General features: G+C 50.7%; 13 protein-coding genes and 1 pseudogene. 8 read left to right on the top strand and 6 right to left on the bottom strand.

Going from position 1 to position 17,812, the window contains the following annotated elements; all coding sequences use genetic code 11:
• Positions 1-606: 606 nt before the first annotated feature.
• From ELY33_RS18185 to ELY33_RS02240, 4 genes are all read left to right on the top strand, one after another.
• Positions 607-2,328 (top strand): methyl-accepting chemotaxis protein, encoded by a 1,722-nt coding sequence (locus tag ELY33_RS18185; RefSeq protein ID WP_279629860.1) that lies wholly within the window; start codon positions 607-609, stop codon positions 2,326-2,328.
• Between the two features lie 536 nt (positions 2,329-2,864).
• The gene (locus tag ELY33_RS02250; protein ID WP_167470030.1) at positions 2,865-4,556 is read left to right on the top strand and encodes a methyl-accepting chemotaxis protein; all 1,692 of its coding nucleotides are present in this window, start codon (positions 2,865-2,867) and stop codon (positions 4,554-4,556) included.
• Between the two features lie 71 nt (positions 4,557-4,627).
• Entirely contained in the window at positions 4,628-8,347 is a 3,720-nt protein-coding gene (locus tag ELY33_RS02245; protein WP_126943263.1) for an EAL domain-containing protein, read from the top strand.
• 219 nt (positions 8,348-8,566) lie between these two features.
• Positions 8,567-9,649: a sensor domain-containing diguanylate cyclase gene (locus ELY33_RS02240; RefSeq protein WP_126943260.1), complete on the top strand. Its 1,083-nt coding sequence runs from the start codon at positions 8,567-8,569 to the stop codon at positions 9,647-9,649.
• 234 nt (positions 9,650-9,883) lie between these two features.
• Here ELY33_RS02240 and radC read toward each other — a convergent pair whose 3' ends face one another.
• The 6 genes from radC to ELY33_RS02210 all read right to left on the bottom strand — a co-directional run bounded on the left by radC (position 9,884) and on the right by ELY33_RS02210 (position 13,643).
• On the bottom strand, positions 9,884-10,297 hold the full coding sequence (gene radC / locus ELY33_RS02235) for a RadC family protein (RefSeq protein ID WP_479694251.1): 414 nt from the start codon (positions 10,295-10,297) through the stop codon (positions 9,884-9,886).
• A 174-nt stretch (positions 10,298-10,471) separates the two neighbouring features.
• Positions 10,472-11,083 carry a lambda exonuclease family protein gene (locus ELY33_RS02230; protein ID WP_126943254.1) on the bottom strand — a complete coding sequence of 204 codons (612 nt, stop codon included), beginning with the start codon at positions 11,081-11,083 and terminating at the stop codon, positions 10,472-10,474.
• Between the two features lie 33 nt (positions 11,084-11,116).
• The gene (locus ELY33_RS02225) at positions 11,117-11,866 is read right to left on the bottom strand and encodes an ERF family protein (protein WP_126943251.1); all 750 of its coding nucleotides are present in this window, start codon (positions 11,864-11,866) and stop codon (positions 11,117-11,119) included.
• Positions 11,867-11,929: 63 nt separating this feature from the next.
• On the bottom strand, positions 11,930-12,124 hold the full coding sequence (locus tag ELY33_RS02220; protein ID WP_126943248.1) for a hypothetical protein: 195 nt from the start codon (positions 12,122-12,124) through the stop codon (positions 11,930-11,932).
• A 124-nt stretch (positions 12,125-12,248) separates the two neighbouring features.
• The gene (locus ELY33_RS02215; RefSeq protein WP_126943245.1) at positions 12,249-13,217 is read right to left on the bottom strand and encodes a DUF932 domain-containing protein; all 969 of its coding nucleotides are present in this window, start codon (positions 13,215-13,217) and stop codon (positions 12,249-12,251) included.
• 87 nt (positions 13,218-13,304) lie between these two features.
• A complete protein-coding gene (locus ELY33_RS02210) occupies positions 13,305-13,643 on the bottom strand; it encodes a hypothetical protein (protein ID WP_126943242.1) in 339 nt (112 codons plus the stop codon).
• A gap of 153 nt (positions 13,644-13,796) precedes the next feature.
• On the opposite strand from ELY33_RS02210, the gene ELY33_RS02205 reads away from it, so the two are divergent.
• The 4 genes and pseudogenes from ELY33_RS02205 to ELY33_RS18350 form a co-directional block, all read left to right on the top strand.
• Positions 13,797-14,246 carry a LexA family protein gene (locus ELY33_RS02205; protein ID WP_126943239.1) on the top strand — a complete coding sequence of 150 codons (450 nt, stop codon included), beginning with the start codon at positions 13,797-13,799 and terminating at the stop codon, positions 14,244-14,246.
• Positions 14,243-15,520: a Y-family DNA polymerase gene (locus ELY33_RS02200; protein WP_126943236.1), complete on the top strand. Its 1,278-nt coding sequence runs from the start codon at positions 14,243-14,245 to the stop codon at positions 15,518-15,520. Before ELY33_RS02205 ends, ELY33_RS02200 begins: the two co-directional genes overlap by 4 nt.
• Positions 15,521-15,904: 384 nt before the next feature.
• Positions 15,905-17,599: a ShlB/FhaC/HecB family hemolysin secretion/activation protein gene (locus ELY33_RS02195; protein ID WP_208644188.1), complete on the top strand. Its 1,695-nt coding sequence runs from the start codon at positions 15,905-15,907 to the stop codon at positions 17,597-17,599.
• A gap of 65 nt (positions 17,600-17,664) precedes the next feature.
• Positions 17,665-17,799: pseudogene (locus ELY33_RS18350) on the top strand (ESPR domain-containing protein); the annotation flags it as partial.
• Positions 17,800-17,812: the final 13 nt, after the last annotated feature.

Below are 17,812 nucleotides of genomic sequence, written 5' to 3'. Positions count from 1 at the left end.
CTTCCCGGTGAATATGGGCACGTGGATAACTACCAAAACCTTTTGATACCTTAATACTACAGCCATAACTATTGTAGCGATCTCATGTGCTGACCTCAGAGCTTACTGCTGCTGACGGTGGCGCTGCCAAGCTCGTTACTGATGTTTTCGTCTTCAATCAGACCAATAGAATAAATTTTTTCCCTGCCATGGCCATCTCCCTATCTTTTTTGAAACCAAATGTTCGCTTAAACCCTGTGTTTACTATTGCTAGGTAAGGTCAAATTGAGCCTAACCGGACAGTCAGGTCATCTACGAATATTGAGAAAGGAAGATCCGGCTCCTGCATTCTTCACTTTGTGATCAGATCTAAATTTTCAATATACACTGTAGCTTATTTAGCAATGACTGCAATGCTAGCTTTTAAGTGTTTTCAGGCTTCAAAAAACATTATAGATTACTTCCTTTATGCGATTTTAGTCTAAAAATAATTTTTTTTATTGTTAAACTAAAGATTCGCGGATTTTTATTGAATTTTAATTTTTCTTTAGTGTAAAAGCATCAGTAATAGTGCTAATTTATTATTGGGAAATTAATTATTTTTAGTAATAAAAAAGGTTATTACTAATGCTTAACGATATGAAGGTATCGCATCAGCTGGCAGTATTAGTGGGTGTCTTTAGTATTGCCATACTGATCATTGGCACCTTAGGAGTGACGGGGAAAAAAGCCACGCTGGATAGCCTCAAAACGGTCTATGAAGACCGCGTGGTGCCTGTAAAACAGCTATCGACCATCGTCGAGGCATATGCCATCAATATCGTTGATACCGCTCATAAAGTTAGCAACGGGAATATTCAGTGGGAACAAGCATCCCGTAATTTGGCCGAGGCACAAGTCACGATTACACAAGAGTGGCAAGCCTATTTGGGCACGGAGTTGGTTGCAGCAGAAGAACGCCTAGTTACGGAGCTAAAACCGTTGCTCGAAAGCGCTAATAATGTAGAAGCACAGTTAGCAAATATCATTCAACGGCAGGACTTTGCTGCTTTAGATGATCTTATCGTGAATAACCTTTACCAAAGTATTGATCCTGTATCTGAGAAGTTCGATGAACTCATGACGGTTCAGCTCAACGTGGCAGAGCGTGAATACAATCAAGGGTTGGCGCAATACGATACGATGCGATTGGCATTCATTGCCGCCATCGCGGTCGTACTGGTGATAGGCATTTTATTGGCCTGGTATATTATTTCCCGTCTCAGTCGCCAACTGGGCGCCGAGCCTGCTCGCGTAGCGAATATAGCGAGCCAGGTAGCAAACCAGAACCTAGATATCGTCATCCAAACCCGCACAGACAAGGATGATGGTAGCGTGCTATTTGCCATGAAACGTATGGTCGACAATTTATCTAGCGTTATTCTCAGTGTGCGTGAGAGCGCTAATTCGATTCATGTTGGCACGCGCGAGATAGCCAGGGGCAATGCTGATCTTTCTTCACGGACAGAGGAGCAGGCTTCTGCTCTTCAGCAGACCGCTGCTAGCATGGAAGAGATGACCGCAACGGTAAAACAGAACGCTGAGAACGCAAAGCAGGCCAGCGGCTTAGCTCAACAAGCGTCGAGCACCGCCGAGCGAGGTGGTGATGAGGTGCTTCGTGTGGTGAAAACTATGCATGACATTGCCAGCAGCTCAAAGCAGGTGTCGGATATTATCAGTGTTATCGACTCTATTACCTTTCAGACCAATATTCTTGCCCTCAATGCTTCCGTTGAGGCCGCCCGTGCAGGAGAGCAAGGCCGAGGGTTTGCCGTGGTCGCAAGCGAAGTACGTAATCTTGCTAGCCGTAGCTCAGAAGCGGCGAAAGAAATCAGAACGCTCATTGAGAGTTCGGTGGCCCAAGTCCAGCAAGGCTCAGCCTTGGTCGAGCAGACAGGCAGTACGATGACAGAAGTGGTTAGTGCGATTCGTCGCGTTAACGACATCATGGACGAAATATCCGCTGCCTCCCAGGAACAAAGCGACGGTATTGAACAGGTCGCCCAAGCCGTCGGCGAGATGGATCAAGTAACACAGCAGAATGCCGCCCTCGTTCAGAAGGCGTCGTCGGCGTCGGCTTCATTGGATGAGCAGGCTGATCGTCTGGAAGCCGCCGTGGCCGTTTTTCAGCTGACGGCAGGCCAATACAACGCCGAATCATCAAGGAGTAGTGCTGAAGCGGGCAGGTTTGAAGAACGTTTTAGAATTGGCATTGGCGCCACTCAGGTAGCGTCGTCCACACCGAAACAACAACGTTCTCATAACGACTCATCGCATAGACTCTCGTCGGATGAATGGGAAGAGTTCTGATGGCATATTTGGAAGCTTAAGCGCAGACACATTGTCGCTGATGACCATAACGTTTTGCGAGGCGCGCATGCTACGTTAGTGAAGTAATTGGCAGAGTATTTCGTTTCTTAGAGCCCATTGATATGAATTAGCAAACCGCTGTACGGGTCGTTGGGAATGAGCACTTCCTACTAATGTTAGAAAGCGGAAAATTTACTCAAAAAATTTTATATTTGATTTTGGAACGCTTGTAGAGCGCGCGGACTATCTGGCAACAGACGCTTTGCAAAGTGTCTAGCCTAAATAAGTAACGGCTTAACCTTTCCAAAGCTCATACAAATAATGCATGTAGATAAGCATTTGACTAACACTTTTATAGTAGACGTAATTTACTCACAAGAATAATGTTATTTGCGTACTTCTTGACACAGATCAAATTATTATTTTAAGTATGAATTACCGTCCGACTTTAGTACCAAGTTCAAAGTATTTTTAATGATCGATAAGATTTACAAAAATACTCATTAAGATTGACCACTCGTAATCGAGGCTCATCCGTGCGATCAAACCTTCCTGTGACTCAGAGCGAAGTTCAGCTCAGCGAATCTGATTTGCTGATCTCGCGTACCAACCTTCAGGGCAAAATTACCTACGCTAATCCGGCTTTTGTCAGGATCAGCGGGTTCAGTTTGGATGAGCTGATTGATGCCGATCACAATCTCGTACGACATCCCGATATGCCTCCTGCCGCGTTTGCTGATTTCTGGAACACCATCAAACTGGGCCATGTATGGACGGGATTGGTCAAGAACCGTTGTAAAAATGGTGACCATTACTGGGTACGCGCTAACGTTGTACCTATTGAAGAAGCTGGAAATATAATTGGCTATGCTTCTCTTCGTGTTCGCCCAGAGCCTAAGGAAGTCGAACATGCTGAACGTGTCTATCGTGAATGGCGTGAGGGAGCGGGCAAGCGATATCGACTTTACCGGGGACTTGTACTGCGCAGAGGTTTTCTAGCCTCCCTTGGTCGACTTAACGTGGTATCCACTAAGGCCCACACATATTGGTTAACCGCCTTTTCGCTAGCCAGCATTATGGCGTTTGCCATTCCTCAAGGCTTGAGAGACAACAACCCTCTCGTCTTAGCTGTGGCGGGTATCATGGCGCTGATTGTTGTTGTGCTCGGTTTGACCCAACAGCGGCGGGTGGCCAAGGCCATGAGCGAGTCGCGGCGTTTTGTGCTGCAAGTGGCAGCTGGCAACCTCACCGTGGGTGTGCCAGAGCATGGTCATGATGCTATCGGCGAATTAATGGAAGCGCTTTCCTCCATGAAGAAAGGGCTTAGCGGAATTGTTGAAGACGTGAATGCCGGAATCAACAAAGTACGACCAGCCGTATCCAACATTCGCACCAGCAACGAGGAAATTGGCCTGCGCAGCGACGATCAGGCTGCATCTGTACAGGAAACAGCTGCCAGTACTGAAGAGCTAACCGCTACGGTGAAGCAAAACGCGGACAATGCTCATCAAGCCAGCGTGCTCTCACTCTCTAATGTAAAGGAGGTTGAGTCAGCTGGTGAAGCCATGAACCAGGTTGTTCAGCGAATGTCTGCGATTGCTGCCAGCGCCCAGCAAATGAGCGAAATGGTGTCAACGATAGACTCCATTGCTTTTCAGACGAATATTCTTGCCCTCAATGCTTCCGTTGAGGCCGCCCGTGCAGGAGAGCAAGGTCGAGGATTTGCGGTCGTTGCCGCAGAAGTGCGCAATTTAGCAAGTCGATCATCAGACGCCGCCAAAGAGGTTCATCGCCTCATCAACACGTCTCATAAGGAAATAGAGAGAGGGTCTCAAGTAGTCTCGGAAACCGAGTCTGCAATTGGCCGTGTGGAAGTCGCTAGTCGTCAAGTACACACGATTATGGAAGAGATTACCGCCGCCTCTCGCGAGCAAAGTCATGGCATTTCACAAATTGGCGATGCTATCAATCAGATGGAACAAAGTCTTCAACAAAGTGCTCTGCAATTGCAATCAACCACCGATGCGACCAAAGCACTAGAGAGTCAGACAATACAACTGGTCAATGCCATTCGTGCGTTTCGTACTAAGCCCAACGGGCGAGAGTTGACGGCCGAAACCAGTCGTTCTGGATCAAGTATTCCATCGTCTGCTTATAGGTCTTTACCAAAACCTTTAACGTCCTCGCCTGGGGATGATGAATGGGTACCCTTTGTCAATCATAGGTAGTCGGGACCATTTTCGTAGAAAGCAAAAAATGTTGTTTAGAAACCGAACTCTCGCATACGAAGGCATCTGTTATGAACTTATCCGACGATCCAATGCTTCACGCCTGGGACCGCTCGCTCTTCGAAGCAGCGATGTGGAACTCACCTGATGCTGTGATCGTCACCACCACCGAGCTTGAGCTTCCTGGTCCACGTATTCTCTATGCCAACCCTGCCTTCTGCCGTATGACAGGCTATGAGGTTGAGGAGCTTCTCGGGCAAACACCTCGCATGCTTCAAGGGCCTGAAACAGATCCGAAGGTATTGGAGGCATTACGCGAGTCCTTGATATGTCAGGAACCCTTTTTAGGTTCCACCATCAACTATCGCAAGGACGGTATTCCCTATCAAGTCGAGTGGAGCATCTCTCATGTGCGAGATAAGGCAGATAATAGAGCACTCTACGTTTCCATCCAGCGTGTTGTTAACGCCAACTCAGCGCGCCTACAGCATATGGAAGCGATACTGCGAGCCGCCCCGGTTGGCTTGATGTTAACAGGCCCCGGTGGTCTCATCGAATCCGCCAATAAGATCGCTGAGCAGGCTTTCGGTTACTTGCCTGGCAAACTGAAAGGGGTGCCGGTTGATATGCTTGTGCCCGAAAAGTTTAGGGCACAGCACCCCCATCATCGTCATGACTTTGCACGAGACCCAAAGGCACGCTTAATGATGCCGCAACGAGAACTTCAGGGGCAGCGTCAAGATAGGAGCCTTTTTCCATTAGAAGTCGGGCTTGCCCCAATAACGATTGATGGTGTGCCACACACACTCGCCTCGGTAATCGACATTAGCGAGCGAAAAAAGACAGAACAGTCAATGGCCTTTCATGCGCAGCTACAAGCTTCACTGGCAGCATTTGGTCAGGCGGGGCTAAAGGGCGCGTCTCTTAACGAGCTTTACCGGCAGACGGTCGAATTGACCATTAACCTCTTCGGCTTCGAGGCGGCGCTGCTGGTCGAATTAGATTCGTCGAGACATCAAGGCACCGTGGTGGCGGCCACCAGCACGCTAAACATAGTCTGGCCAGAGAATCTAACGCTGAACGGCGACATGCTTGCCACAGCTGCAATGGAAAATAGTGAGTGTGCTATCGATGAACTTCCGTCAACGCTGCGTGAGACGTTAAAAAAGTGGCCTCAGCTCACTAAGGCCCTATGCATCCCGATACAAGAGCCAAACCGATGCTGGGGTCTGCTATATGTCTTTAATAAGGGCCAGACGCCGCTTAATGACAGTGGATTACAGGGGCTATCGAGTCTCACTCATACGTTGGCTTCGGCTACACGACGAGAACGTGACCAACGAGAAAGACGGCAGGTTACTCACTTGCAATCAATTGCTGGTCAAATGGCTAATCTGGGAGGATGGAGCTACGACGCGCAGAGTAATAAACTGCACTTTTCGGATGAGGTATGCGACATCCATGAACTGCCTTATGGCTCCCGGTTAACGTTCGATGAAGCGCTCGCCTTTTATCTACCCAAGCATCAGCAGCGTATTGCTGAACGGGGGCGAGCCTGCATAAGTACGGGCATGCCTTTCGATGAGGAAGCCGAGATCCTCACAGCTAAAGGCAATCAGCGGCTGGTTCGCGTCATTGGGGCTTGTATAAGTGATGAGGCCAATGCGGTCTTTAAGGTTCAGGGCGCTTTTCAAGATATCACTGATCAACGCCGCGTTGAACAGAGTTTGGTGCATAGTCAGGAAAGGTTCAGGCAGCTTTCGGAGGCGATGCCAACGATTGTTTGGACTGCTGACGCCGATGGTCGTCTAGATTATGCTAATCGTCGTCTTCAAGAGGTCACCGGCATCAGCAATGGTGTATTACTTGAGGGAAAGTGGATTCATGCCCTCCATCCCGATGATGTGGCACGGTGCAAAAAGGTGTGGGGAGATGCCGTTGCTACGCAAAAAAACTATCACATCGATTTTCGCTTATATCACAAAAGCGATAATTACTATCGCTGGTATCGGGTCAGTGCCGTGCCCGCTCTTGATGAGCACGGCCAAGTCAACAAGTGGTATGGCAGTGGGCTGGACATCCATGACCGTAAAGTATTGGAGGAGGAGCTTACTCAGTCAGCCAACACGCTGACGCAAACGTTGGAGAGCATCACCGACGGTTTCTTTACGCTGGACAGGCATTGGAATTTTCAATATTTCAATATTGAAGCCGAACGATTATTAGCCAAGCCTCGTGATGTCGTACTAAACCAACCTCTTTGGGGGATTTTTCCCGAAATAACTGGATCTCACGCTGGTGACGAGTTTCGTCAGGCAATGACCGAGCAGGCTACTCGGCACTTCGAATATTTTTTTGCTGTTTTAGACACGTGGCTTGAAATTCACGCTTACCCATCAAACAAAGGGCTTTCGGTCTATTTCCGCGATGTGACAGACCGAAAACGGAGCGAAGCGCAGATTGAGTTTTTGGCATTTCACGACACGCTGACGCATTTGCCTAATCGTCGACTTTTCCAGAAACGGCTTGATAGCATCATTACAACCCAGCATAAAACCAAAGCTTACGCAGGGGTGATGCTCATTGATTTGGACCACTTTAAAGTCCTCAATGATACTTGGGGGCATAATCGAGGGGATCAGCTTCTCAAAGCCGTAGCCCGCCGTCTCGAAAGCCTTGAAAATGACGGGCTCCATGTCGCACGTCTAGGTGGCGATGAGTTTACGGTTCTGCTGGAACATCTTTCCCCTTTACAAGAAGAAGCTACCCATCAACTTCAGCTAGCCGCAGAGAGAGTGCGTGCGCTACTCAATGAACCCTATGAAACCGAGAGTCTGGGTATGCGACGTACCTGTAGCATCGGGGCCACATTGGTGGGGCTAGACAGCGACAGCTTGGAAGAGGTGATGAAGCGCCTTGACCTTGCCCTCTATGATGTTAAACATCGGAATCGCAATGCCGTCGTTCTATTTGATCCTGTGATGCAAGCGAAAGCTGATGCAAGAGCATGGCTTGAAGGCGGTATTCTAGCGGGGATTCAGGCGAATGAATTCATTCCTTATTATCAACCTAAGATAGACAGTTCGGGGCGTTGTGTGGGGGCAGAAGCTTTAGTGCGCTGGCTTCATCCTGAGAAAGGTCTTATCCCGCCAGGAGACTTCATCCCTATTGCCGAAGAGATCGGTTTAATCGGCATTCTTGGGAAGGAGATTTTTAAGAAAGTATGTGAGCAAATGGCACACTGGATGAAACTGAATGTTCTTGGCGACTTGGAAATATCGGTTAATGTTAGCGTAAGACAGTTCCATGAGGGAGATTTTGTTAATGATGTCGTCACCGTCATCAACGAGACCGGAATCGATCCTACCAAGCTCCAGTTTGAAGTGACGGAGACCCTTCTCCTCGATAAGCTGGAACAGACCGTGGAAAGAATGCATGCCTTGCGTAAATTGGGCATCAGCTTTGCTCTAGATGACTTTGGTACTGGTTATTCATCTCTGGCTTATCTCAAGCAGCTACCGCTTGATGTGCTCAAAATCGACCAAAGTTTCGTTAAGGATCTTCCTGACGACAGCAACGATGTGGCTATCGTCCAAACGATCATTGCGCTTGCTAACAGCTTGGGTCTTGACGTGCTAGCTGAGGGCGTAGAAACAGTAGAAATTCAAGATTTCTTGATACAAGAGCACTGCTATGTATTTCAGGGTTACCTCTACAGTCGGCCTTTGTCACCGAAAGACTTCGAACATTATTTGAAAACCATTGCTACCGTAAACCCGGCCAACCAATGAACGGCTCAATACTTGGATTTGGCATAAGGGTCGTTGCCATTATCCCTAGCATCATTTTTACTGCTTCCTACCGGGTCGAAGGTCATCAATTAAAGAATGTCAGGTATACCAAGTATGATAGGGATAAGTCTGCCGTTACTATGATTTATTACAAGATTACGATACATGCCCCGGTAACCATGATTAATACGATGGCCTTACTAAAAGGCAATTTTGTTTATGTCTAAAAAAGTCAAGCTTTGTCCAGTCGAGCAGGAACAGAAGCGTTTATTGACGTTGGCCAACTATCAGGTCCTTGATACCCCTGAGGAACCAGCGTTTGATGACATTGTTGAAGTGGTTTCAATAATTTGTGAGGCTCCTATTGCTGTTATTAATTTCATTGATCGCGATCGGCAATGGTTTAAAGCAGAAAAAGGGTTAGGCGTGCGGGAAACTCCACTGGATATCTCGATCTGTGCGCATGCCATTCTTCAACCGGGGCTATTCATTGTAACCGACACGACGCTGGATCCCCGTTTTGCTAATAATCCCTTGGTAACCGGCGAACCCCATCTGCGTTTTTACGCAGGTGCGCTGCTGGAAAGTAGCGATGGTTATCCGCTGGGGACGCTCTGTGTACTCGACTACCAGCCCCGCGAGCTGACGGAACGCCAACGCTTCGCGCTCCAAGCCCTCGCCAATCAAGTGATGGCACACATGGAGCTGATGCTCGCCCAACGCGAGCAAGCCGAATTAATACGTGAACTCAAGATAACGCGGCACGAACTGACCAAGTATGCCAGTACTGACCCGCTTACCGGCTTGCTCAATCGCCGGGCTTTTGAGCAGCGTCTCAATCAAGAACTGGCGCTGATCCAGCGCGGCACTCACTTCGCCTCGCTTATGCTCATCGACCTAGATCACTTCAAGTTTGTCAACGATACCCTTGGCCACCAAGCGGGGGATAAGGTGCTTTTACGCTTTACTGAGCTATGTCAGACAGCATTTCGCCAGGCTGATGTCATTAGCCGTTGGGGCGGAGAAGAGTTTTTAGTCTTGCTACCGATGACCACGGTGAAAGAGGCGCAATATGCTACAGAGCGACTTCACCAACTTCTGGTCATCACACCCATGCTGGATGACACACCTTTACCCCTACATATCACCGCGAGCATTGGTGTTTGTTCGCTGACAAACGCCAGTACCGTGAATAACAGTTTGCAGAGAGTTGACGAGCTTCTCTATCGAGCCAAGAAACAGGGCCGTAATCGAACAGTTTTTGAAATGGAAGAACCACCTTCTCAATGTCAGTTTGGGTAGAACCCAGCGACAAAACTAGTTCACAAGGTAATTTAAGAAGAATGCTTTTCATCTATGGGAAAGCAGAACAAATTCTGCAGTAGCTGCCTAAGTTTTACGGAAGCTAAATGTGGCGTTATATCAGTGTCGTCTTAAATTCAGCTCTTGGCAGTTTACCGTTTTAACCAAAAAACAAAGTTTGCCTAATTAATGGAGCTGCCTCGCTGGGCAGCCCCATTTTATCTCAGCATTCACCTACAAATACCCCATTTCCGCAAATGACTTACACCCATCACTCCCCACCACTACATGATCAATCACTCGTATTTCCATCAGCCCAAGTGCTTCTTTAAGTCGCTCAGTAATGCGTCGATCTGCATCGCTAGGTTCAGGATCGCCGCTAGGGTGGTTATGAACGAGAATGACAGCGGCGGCGTTGTAGGCCAGTGCCGCTTTCAGCACTTCGCGTGGATAAACACTGGCAGAATCAATGGTGCCTCGGAATAGCTCTTCAAAGCGGATCACGTGATGTTGGCTATCGAGAAAAAGTACGCTGAACACCTCGTACTCATAATCCTGAAGCAGTAGCTGTAGATGCTCAAACGCTTGCGAAGGCTGGGATATCTTGCGGCCTTTGGCGAGCTTACGCCGCGCAAAGCGCTTGGCCATGGTGATGATGTCGGTTTCGGTGACCGGCGCTGTCACGTGATAAGTGCCTGCCACTTCACCGGCTTTCAGTTTGGAATGAGTCATGGTTACCTCCAAAAAAATAAAAATACCGGGGTGGTGGCCCCGGCATCTATGTCGTTAATAGTGTGTGAGTGTTTTGGATCAGTGGCTGGATCACGCCGCCATTACTTGGCTGATACGCCGCTCCATCTCTTCATAAAAGGCCTCGACCCGCTCTGCAATGGTGCGGATCATAATGTCGTCGCGGTAGGCGCGCTTGATAAACAGCGGCATACCCGGCCAGTAGCTCACAAAGTCGATCCATTCTCGCTCGCTGACCCACAGCCCACCCTGGCACTGAGCCACATGTTCCGCTGGTATTTCCCCGCTTAACAGCACCTCGATCTGGAACTTGGGCAGCTTGGTCTTGATCTCCAGCAAGCCATTAGCCCCGACTAGGCTGTCAGGCGAATAGCCGACGTCGTGGTTAAGGATGATGCCGACTTCCTGTGGCGCTGGCTCACCGGTGGCATCGACGTAAAGCTCTCGGGCCACGCCTTCCAGCTCATGGCCCCTTCGGGTGTGAGCATTGCCTTGAAACGGCTCGGCCAGCTCGCCAGTGATGCGTTCGCCAATCAGTTGGTGCATATACGACAAGGCCCCAGTGCCAAATCCACCGGGGCCTTTGCCGTTGACCAGTAGGGTCTTGAGTTCCGACATGGTGATGCGCCCTAAGCGCGCCCCCAGCCATTCAGGGGAGCCTTGCTCCATGTTGAGCACTTGCATAAACAACCTCCGCTGATTGCGCTAGATAATGGGTTATTTCACGATGCGCTTAGTAAGAGATGCCCGCAGCTTATCGAAGTCACTTTGGGGTACTTGCACTGCCGAACCGTACTTGCCGCTGAACCACTCTTGCGTGGTCGCTGGGCATTGGCTGATCAGCCGCTGAACTTGCCCCGCCTGGAATGGCGTTACCAGCCTGATGCCACCGGCAGCGCTCCCGTTATCATCTTGGCCCCGTGTAGTGATATTAAGCAGTGCAGACAACACATAGCGCTTGCCGTAGCTGGTAGAAGATCCAAACGCCTGCACCGCGTTTTTGTTACCGCTCATATCCGCAGGCAATAGCATGCTGGTCTCTTCGCGGTGGCCATCCTTGTGCATCAGTACACCCGTTACTTGAATGCCGCGTTCCTGTGTCTGAATACGAAAGCTCACCGCAAAGCCGTGCTTCTGCATAATGGGACGCACGGTATCGACAATATCTTCCAGCGTGGCGTAAAAGCCGTTGTTAGTTTTACCCCGCTCTTCAATGCTGGGCAGCTCAGTCTGCATCGCCGCCATGGCGGTGCTATAGGCCATCATGGCCTGGCGATCCATCACGCGTTCCTGCATTTGCAGCAAGCGCTCCATTTTGTCGATATCGACGTCGGGGTTAAGCGCGGCACGCTCGATCACCTGAATGATCGCGGTGCTATCGGCAAGCGCCGGTGTTGAATTAGCAGGAACGGCCTGGAGGGATGTGTTCGTTGCTTCGCGATTTACTACATGAGTACGTTGTGCCACGGGGCACCTCCTGTAACGTCAATTGAAGAACACTGGGCGAATAACGCCCATACGGTGGTTAACTCACTGAGCGTGAACAGTTTCATTGGGTAAGTGATAGGCAATGTCGGTAGGATCGATTCGCTCTAAGCGTACTTCCGCTCGGTAAAACTCGCCTTTGGCACACACTAGTGATGTCGCGCTATGAGCGTTGTGATCTAACAGCTGTTTCGTCAGTCGTATGAGTGCCATTTCAATGGCATCAGAGATAAAGCGCATAGTCGTCCCTCGCAACATAAGCCCCACAGCAAAACGCCCAGCCTTTTTAGGGGCTGGGCGTCTATGCCGTGGAGGGTGTGGTTATCATTACGTTAATAGCCTGCGGGCAGTGGCATGTGCGTAGTTAAGAAACCAGCGCCAAGGCAGCATCCAATGCCTCTTGTTTGAGCTGCGCCCCTTGCCCAAACCACGCGGAATCCAGGCGGGTATCGTTACTGCGCGCACGCTTATCGTGATCCACGTACTCGGTGACCGCATTGAGCAGTCCCCAGGCGGTATCTTTGGCCGTGTCGAGGTGGGAGCCGCGGCCTTCGCCGTGGTAAAGCTTCTGCACCTTATTAAGTGCTCGGTAGTTAGGCAGCTTGGAAGGGTCGTCTATCGGCTTATCGATACCGCAGAGTACCGACTGAAAATACTGCTGTGCCTCGCGGTGATCGATCTTACGTTCCGCTAACGCCTTCATGCGGTACATGAAGTCGTTCCATTGGGAAACAGAAATACCCAGCTGGCTTTTTACCGCACGGGGATCGAACTCTGACCGGTGGGGAACCTTCACCGCCTGCGACGTGCCATCCACGGCAATCTGCAGCGTGTTGTTACACACCACACGTACCGTGGTAGGGGTCGCCATGGTGGCCAGCGTGCCGTCACAAGACGTGGCCAACAGCAGGTAATCATTGACCTCATCCTGGCCTTTCAGCGACGTGCTTAAGCCACTGCGTGCCAACGCCCAGAACTTACGCCCACCTTTAAGCACCCCAGCGGTTTCCAGCTCATAACCGGCGTACTCCGTCAGATCACGGTAGAACTCCAGAATATCTTCGGGCTGCACCACCTTGTAGCGCTGGGACACCACAGACAGTGGTGCCTTGGTATCTGAGCGGTAGAGCACTTTCTGCTCGGGGAACGAGTGAATGCTGCCGAGGTGGCTGGCACCCTCGGCAATAAAGCGCACCGGGGCTTCTTCAATGTGCCAGTTCATACCGGCCTGTTGCTGCCAGACCTCTAACGGTTGCTGACGGGATAGCTGTTGCCCCAGACCGTGCCAAGGGGCCGCACCAACGTAAGCCATTTGTTCAACGAGATGAGCCATGAGTGAGTCTCCAGACATAAAAAAAGCGCTGACAAAGGCCAGCGCTATGCGGTAAGTGAGAACAAGGAAAAACCAAACAGGCGCAACTTAGTGAGCCGCGGCCAAAGGGGGATAGGACTGTCGAAAGGTGTGCCCACAGGCAAGGCACAGCCAGGGGGTGCCGGTGCCGGGTGGCAGCCACTGGGCAAATAACGACGACGTTACTCGGATACCTGACTGGCCTCCTGTAATCGCACCGATCATGGCTGCCGGGAGTTTGGCGAGCGGAAAACGCGCCGTTGACAGTGAAAGCGATGAGGTCGCCGCCGTCGCGCGTAAGGCGCCGATTGCACCGCCCACTAAACACCCGCTGACAACGCTAATGCGTTGGGCGGTATCAAGATTAATCAAGCGAGTAGCGGCACAGCGCTGACATGGTGGGGGCATTGGCAATACTCCTATGCATCACGAAGCGATTCGTGGGTGGATTCATAGGAGTGATATAGGTCTATAATTTTTTAGCGTTGACCTTTGAATGGTTGCTTCAGTGGGGCTCTTTATTGATACTGTTCATCTATACAGTTAAATAAGGAGCCTATGATGTCATTGAATGTGTCACTGCTGGGCCAGGCAGATGCCATGGCCTCGTCATTACCGTTACCGCTTTATTCCAGTGCCGTTCGCGCGGGGTTTCCGTCACCGGCGGATGACCACTTGGATGCCGATCTGGATCTACACCAGTACGTCGTGAAACGACCGGCAGCGACCTACTTTGTCAGGTCGGAGGGCGACTCTATGCTGGGCGACGGTATTCACCATGGCGACTTATTGGTGGTTGATCGCAGTCTGGAAGCACTGCCAGGTCGCATCATCGTTATCTGCGTGGACGGTGAGCTCACGGTAAAACGCTTGGAGCGAGTGGGTCAGCGTACCTACCTTCGGGCCAGTAACCCTGCATATCCCCCGATTCCTATTGATGGTCGTGAATCCCACGTGTGGGGCGTCGTGACCCATGTGCTTCACAGCTTCCCAGGGGCCACGCTGCCATGATGGCCCTGGTTGACTGCAATAACTTCTACGTCTCCTGCGAGCGGGTCTTCAGCCCGTCATTGGAAGGTCGTCCCGTGGGGGTGCTATCTAATAACGATGGTTGCGTCGTTGCACGCTCCAACGAATTAAAAGCGCTGGGTGTGGAAATGGGGGCCGCGATGCACCTGTTAACGCCAGATGTGCGGCGCCAAGCCGTGCTGCTATCCAGCAACTATGCGTTGTATGGCGATATGTCCCAGCGGGTAACCGAGGTGCTGGGTGAGTTTTCACCCCATGTAGAGGTGTATTCCATTGATGAAAGCTTTGTGGGGTTTCAGGGCTTTGAGATAGACACGCTGGAGCAACGGGGCCAAGCACTGCGCGATACCGTTAAGCAGTGGACGGGTATTCCGGTGTCGGTAGGATTCGCACCTACGCGAGTGCTCGCCAAGGTTGCCAATCATGCCGCTAAAAAGCACCCAGCATATAAAGACCAAGGCGTGTGCAAGTTACTCGCTGAGAGTCCGTCTACCAAGGCGTTGTTGAAGCAGTTGCCGGTGACCGATCTATGGGGCGTGGCACGCCGCACCGGCGAGCGGTTACGCGTCATGGGCATTGAGTCTGCCTGGGATCTCCGTGAAGCAGACCCGAAACACATACGGCGGCATTTTAGTGTGGTGCAGGAGCGCATTGTCTGGGAATTGCGGGGGCAACCTTCCATTCAGCTAGATAACATGAGCCAGCCCAAACAGCAGATCATGGTCTCCCGTTCGTTTGGACGACTAACAAACGATCCCCATCAGCTAAGGGAAGCATTACGACACCATGCCGCCAGGGCGGGTGAAAAGCTGCGCAAGCAACACAGCGTGACCAGCGCCGTCATGGTGTTTATCCGCACCAACCCGTTTCGTACCGATTTACCGCAATACCGCCAACGTGTCGTGATATCCCTGGAGCGACCTACCGATGATAGCCGGGAGATTATCGCCGCTGCGGTGCAAGGCCTAAGGCGACTCTGGCGCAAAGGATACGCCTATCACAAAGCCGGTCTCATGCTGGTTGATCTATCCCCTAAGGCCAACCGGCAGCTAACACTTACTGAGACCCCGCAAACCGACGAAGAGGCCAAGCGTAGCGAGCGCCTGATGGCCACGATGGACAAGCTCAATAGGGAATTGGGAAAGGGGGCGGTGCAACTTGGTTTACCCCGTAAAGGCAATGCTTGGGCGCTGCGCAGTGAACGGCGCACGCCTCGTTACACCACACAGTGGAATGAGCTACTAAAGGTTAGATAGGTCAACCGAGGGATTTAAGCTCAGGCCCTTTCAGCACGACGTTGGAAACGTAAATTTTCACTAAGCCACAAGTGGCTAAAACTCAGTTATCTGCGTGGCAAAGCTGTTTGTCGGTTCATGCTGTGTTCATAGGCCTTCCTGTATGCCTAGTACAAGCTTAGATTATCGGAAAAAGCGGAGCAGGAGACGGATCAAAATTGCCTTTGGTTAATCTGCGTGCGATAACGAGTGCTAAATTGTCCAAAGAAGAGTAAGTTCAGCCTTATTAAAGCATGAGGTTTCTAACCAGTGCTTTATTTTCTCTGTTTTTCCGCATAACCCCACCTTTATTAATTTAACTTATTGCCGACTTAAGTGCGGATAGAAAACACCAAGGCGAACACAGTGAATAAAAAGCTGACTTCCTTAGCAATACTCACGCTAATTCCAGGTATTGCTGCCGCCCAACTTCCCGGCACACAACTTCCTGGTAGAGAGCTACCTAGTGCCGGTGGTCAGCTTCAACTGATCCCCCCTTCCCCTACCGTGGAAAGAGCTGCCCCGGAAATAGATGTGCAACAGCCTCAGGCACCGGTGACGGGAACCGCCGGCACGGCGAGGATCGAAGTCAATTCACTGCAGCTAAGCGGGCAGAGCCTGTATTCCGAAACGGCGCTGCTCGCCCTTACCGACTTTAGGCCAGGCACACAGCTCAGCCTACTTGAGCTGCAGGGAATGGCCTCAAAGATCACCGATTTTTATCATCGCAACGGTTATTTTCTCGCGCAAGCCTACTTACCTGCACAACAAATCGAAGATGGGGTGGTGTCGATCACCGTGGTGGAAGGGCGCTACGGTGATATCACCCTACGAAATCAGAGCAATCTCTCTGATGGTCTGGCCAATGATCTGCTCATTGGCCTCGACAGTGGCGAAGTGATCAACCGAGCGCCTCTCGAGAACCGTCTTCTATTGTTGTCAGACATTCCCGGTGTCAACGTCCAATCGACCCTGGTGCCGGGTGAATCAGTGGGCGCGGCTGACCTGATCGTCGATGTTACCCCCGGACAGCGGGTGACAGGCAGTATCGATGCCGATAACGCAGGCAACTATTACACCGGCGAAGAGCGCCTGGGCGGAACAGTTCATGTCAACAATCTTGCAGGACGAGGCGATGTCGCCAGTCTTCGCGTACTGAGCAGCTTCGACGGCCTTGATTATGCAAGAGCTGCCTACCAGATGCAGTTTGGCAAGGCGACCGCTGGCGTCGCTTATAGCCATCTTGAGTATGAATTGGGCAAGAATTTTAGCGACCTAGGAGCCGAAGGTAATGCACAAATTACCAGTGTGTTCGGTCGTTACCCGCTGATTCGTTCACGCCAGACCAATCTTTACGCGCAGCTTAGTTACGACCACAAGACCTTCGAAGACCGCTACGATTTCCTTCCTATGGTTAGCGAAAAAAATGCCGATGTGGTGACCACGAGCCTTCATGGTGACCATCGCGACGAATTGGGTGCAGGAGGCCTGACTGCCGCTTCTATCGCTTGGCATACTGGGGAAATCGACATTGAAACGCCGTCCGTTCGTGATGTAGATGATATTACCGCGAGAAGCAACGGCCATTTCGACAAGATGAGTTTGAGCGTCATGCGTTTGCAGCAGCTTAACGACATCTTCTCTCTTTACGGCTCGTTAAGCGCCCAGTTCGCCTCAGGCAATCTTGATATCTCGGAAAAAATGTCACTTGGCGGTATGTATGGCGTGCGCGCCTATCCCCAAGGTGAAGCCTTTGCCGATGAGGGCTATCTAGCCACCCTTGAAGCCCGGATGTTGCTGACCAGCCTATCCGAACAAGTGCCTGGCCACGTGCAATTTATCGGTTTTGTCGATGCGGGCGCGGTTACTGTTCACAAAGACCCGTGGGATGATGTTGATAATAGCCGAACGCTGAGCGGAGCGGGTGTGGGGTTGAACTGGTTCGACTACAACAATTTTTCCGTCAAGTCTTACTACGCCCATAAGTTGGGTAATGAAGAAGCCTCTTCAGCACCAGATTCAGACGGTCAGTTTTGGTTACAGCTGGTCAAGTATTTCTGATCGCTTTACCTAGACAACTGCATTTACTCAATTAACAAGTCGTGCAACATACTTGGAAAACCATCATGAACAGGATTTACCAATCAATCTGGAAACAAAATATCGGCACCTTTGTTGCAGGATCCGAGTTAGCTAAAAGTGGGGGCAGGAAAACTTCCAGCACTAGCAGCATTGTAACAAGCAGCGTCCAATTCCCGCTGAGGCTTCTTATCG

It is taken from the genome of Vreelandella andesensis (genome assembly GCF_003989795.1).
Taxonomy (GTDB): Bacteria; Pseudomonadota; Gammaproteobacteria; order Pseudomonadales; family Halomonadaceae; genus Vreelandella; species Vreelandella andesensis.
The sequence above is the reverse complement of the archived record's forward strand: the minus strand, read 5'-3'. Positions and strand labels throughout refer to the sequence as shown.

What these genes read in the sequence shown, in the direction of transcription:
- ELY33_RS18185 (WP_279629860.1), top strand. Translation starts at nt 607, where the DNA reads ATGCTTAACGATATGAAGGTATCGCATCAGCTGGCAGTATTAGTGGGT.
- ELY33_RS02245 (WP_126943263.1), top strand. Translation starts at nt 4,628, where the DNA reads ATGAACTTATCCGACGATCCAATGCTTCACGCCTGGGACCGCTCGCTC.
- ELY33_RS02240 (WP_126943260.1), top strand. Translation starts at nt 8,567, where the DNA reads ATGTCTAAAAAAGTCAAGCTTTGTCCAGTCGAGCAGGAACAGAAGCGT.
- radC (WP_479694251.1), bottom strand. Translation starts at nt 10,297, where the DNA reads ATGGCCAAGCGCTTTGCGCGGCGTAAGCTCGCCAAAGGCCGCAAGATA.
- ELY33_RS02230 (WP_126943254.1), bottom strand. Translation starts at nt 11,083, where the DNA reads ATGCAAGTGCTCAACATGGAGCAAGGCTCCCCTGAATGGCTGGGGGCG.
- ELY33_RS02220 (WP_126943248.1), bottom strand. Translation starts at nt 12,124, where the DNA reads ATGCGCTTTATCTCTGATGCCATTGAAATGGCACTCATACGACTGACG.
- ELY33_RS02215 (WP_126943245.1), bottom strand. Translation starts at nt 13,217, where the DNA reads ATGGCTCATCTCGTTGAACAAATGGCTTACGTTGGTGCGGCCCCTTGG.
- ELY33_RS02210 (WP_126943242.1), bottom strand. Translation starts at nt 13,643, where the DNA reads ATGCCCCCACCATGTCAGCGCTGTGCCGCTACTCGCTTGATTAATCTT.
- ELY33_RS02205 (WP_126943239.1), top strand. Translation starts at nt 13,797, where the DNA reads ATGTCATTGAATGTGTCACTGCTGGGCCAGGCAGATGCCATGGCCTCG.
- ELY33_RS02200 (WP_126943236.1), top strand. Translation starts at nt 14,243, where the DNA reads ATGATGGCCCTGGTTGACTGCAATAACTTCTACGTCTCCTGCGAGCGG.